Annotated in this window: 3 protein-coding genes; 1 reads left to right on the forward strand and 2 read right to left on the reverse strand. The window is 70.2% G+C overall.

What is annotated here, in order from left to right:
• Positions 1-52: 52 nt before the first annotated feature.
• On the reverse strand, positions 53-505 hold the full coding sequence (locus ACFWR9_RS05025; protein WP_383835638.1) for a GNAT family N-acetyltransferase: 453 nt from the start codon (positions 503-505) through the stop codon (positions 53-55).
• Positions 506-544: 39 nt separating this feature from the next.
• Entirely contained in the window at positions 545-1009 is a 465-nt protein-coding gene (locus tag ACFWR9_RS05030) for a MarR family winged helix-turn-helix transcriptional regulator (RefSeq protein WP_383835641.1), read from the reverse strand.
• 140 nt (positions 1010-1149) lie between these two features.
• Between ACFWR9_RS05030 and ACFWR9_RS05035 the strand changes: the two genes are divergently transcribed.
• Positions 1150-2361, forward strand: coding sequence for an MFS transporter (locus ACFWR9_RS05035; protein ID WP_383835644.1), 1212 nt, complete (start codon positions 1150-1152; stop codon positions 2359-2361).
• Positions 2362-2407 lie beyond the last annotated feature (46 nt).

A 2407-nucleotide genomic window follows, 5' to 3' on the forward strand; every position in this document is an offset into this window, starting at 1 on the left:
ACGTGAAACAGGGCCCCACAGCCGTCGGACACTCCGGATGGGAGCGCCCCGCTCAAAGCTGGAGCTTGAACCCCGTGTGCGAGGACGAGAAGCCCAGGCGCTCGTAGAAGCGGTGGGCGTCGGTGCGGGTCTTGTCGGACGTGAGCTGCACCAGCTGGCATCCCTGTCGCCGGGACTCGTCGATCGCCCACTCGATGAGCTGTGTGCCCAGGCCGCTGCCGCGCTCGTCGGCGTGAATGCGTACACCCTCGATGATCGACCGGGTGGCGCCGCGCCGGGACAGGCCGGGGACAATCGTCAGCTGGAGGGTGCCGACGACACGGCTGTCGCGGACCGCGACGACCACATGCTGGTTCGGATCGGCGTCGAGCCGTTCGAACGCGGTCAGATAGGGGCCCAGGTCGTCCGGTGATTCACGCTGAGCACCCAAGGGGTCGTCGGCGAGCATCGCGACGACCGCGGGGATGTCGGCGGCGATGGTGCGGCGTATTTCAAGATCTGCCATGACCGCACTCTAAGTCTGGGGGCCGCGCTCCGAGTCGGGCTAGGCGGGCACCGGCGCCTTGAGGGTCTCCACGGCTCGGACCAGGGGGGCCAGGTCGGGGTTGGCGGCTGCCTCGTCGAGAGCCTCGCGCAGCGCGGCGTCGTTGGTGGGCCGGGCCTCGTCCAGCAGCTTGAGGCCGGCCGTGGTGACGTTGGTGTAGATGCCGCGACGGTCGGTGGGGCACAGGTAGCGCTCGAGCAGCCCGCGGTCCTCGAGCCGGGTGACCAGGCGCGTCGTCGCGCTCTGGCTGAGAACGACGGCGTCGGCGACCTGCTTCATCTGCAGATGCCCTCCGTCGCCGTCGTGCTGCCGGCTCAGCACGTCGAGCAGGGAGTACTCGCGCACGCTCAGGTCGTGCCCGGCCTGCAGCGCGCGCTCGATGTGGGCCTCGATCCTCCCGTGCAGCAGGGAGAGTGCGCACCAGCCCTGGGAGAGGGCGGTGAGCGCGGGGTCCGTCGCTGTCATGTGGTTCCTCCGTCCCGAAGCGGCTGAGACCAGGGTAGACCAGGCGTGCAATAGTCTGCGTTTGCATATAGCCCGCGTATGCAATTATTGTGGACGCACGTAAAGCGCTCCTGCAATCGTCTGGGAAGGTGTACCCCTCCATGCCTCTCGCGCTTCTGGCCCTCGCGATCGGGGCCTTCGGTATCGGAACCACCGAGTTCGTGATCATGGGCTTGCTGCCCCAGGTCGCGAGCGACTACGGGGTCTCCATCCCCACCGCCGGCTTCCTGGTGACCGGATACGCGCTCGGCGTGATGTTCGGCGCCCCGCTGATGACCGTCCTCGGCACCAAGGTCCCGCGCAAGCGGATGCTGATGCTGCTGATGGGCCTGTTCATCGTCGGCAACCTGCTCTCCGCCCTCGCTCCCGCCTTCTCCGTCATGCTGATCGGCCGCGTGGTCGCGTCCCTCGCCCACGGCGCCTTCTTCGGCATCGGCTCGGTCGTCGCGGCCGACCTGGTCGCCCCGCACAAGAAGGCCGGTGCCATCGCGATGATGTTCACCGGTCTGACCGTCGCCAACGTCGTCGGCGTCCCGCTGGGCACGCTCATCGGGCAGTCCGCCGGCTGGCGCGTCACCTTCGCCGTAGTCGCCGCGCTCGGCGTCGTCGGCCTGGCCGGTGTCGCCAAGCTGGTCCCCGACGTGCCCAAGCCTGAGGGCGTGCGGCTGCGGCACGAACTGGCCGCCTTCAAGAACGTCCAGGTCCTGCTGGCGATGGCCATGACCGTCCTCGGCTTCGGCGGCGTCTTCGCGGCCATCACCTACATCGCGCCGATGATGACCCACGTCGCGGGGTTCGCGGACGGCTCCGTCACCTGGCTGCTGGTCCTCTTCGGCCTCGGCATGGTCGGCGGCAACCTCGTCGGCGGAAAGTTCGCCGACCGCGCCCTGATGCCGATGCTGTACGTCTCCCTGGGCGCCCTGGCCGTCGTACTGGCCCTCTTCACCCTCACCGCGCACGACAAGATCGCGTCCGCCGTGACCGTCTTCCTCATCGGCGCCCTGGGCTTCGCCACCGTGCCGCCGCTGCAGAAGCGCGTCCTGGACCACGCGCACGGCGCCCCGACGCTGGCCTCGGCCGTGAACATCGGCGCCTTCAACCTCGGCAACGCGCTCTCCGCCTGGCTCGGGGGCGTGGTCATCGGCGCCGGCTTCGGCTACACCGCCCCGAACTGGGTCGGTGCCGTGCTGGCCGCCGCCGCCCTGCTCCTCGCCGTCCTCTCGGCCGCCCTTGAACGCCGCGAGGGCGCCCCGACCGCGGTCGTCGCGGGCGCCGCGTCCGCGGAACAGCGAGCCGCGGCCGTCCACCACTGACCGACCCGGGCCGAGGGGTGCGGGGCCAGGGCCCGGCCCCCCCACC

This window comes from Streptomyces sp. NPDC058534 (assembly GCF_042717365.1).
GTDB lineage: Bacteria > Actinomycetota > Actinomycetes > Streptomycetales > Streptomycetaceae > Streptomyces.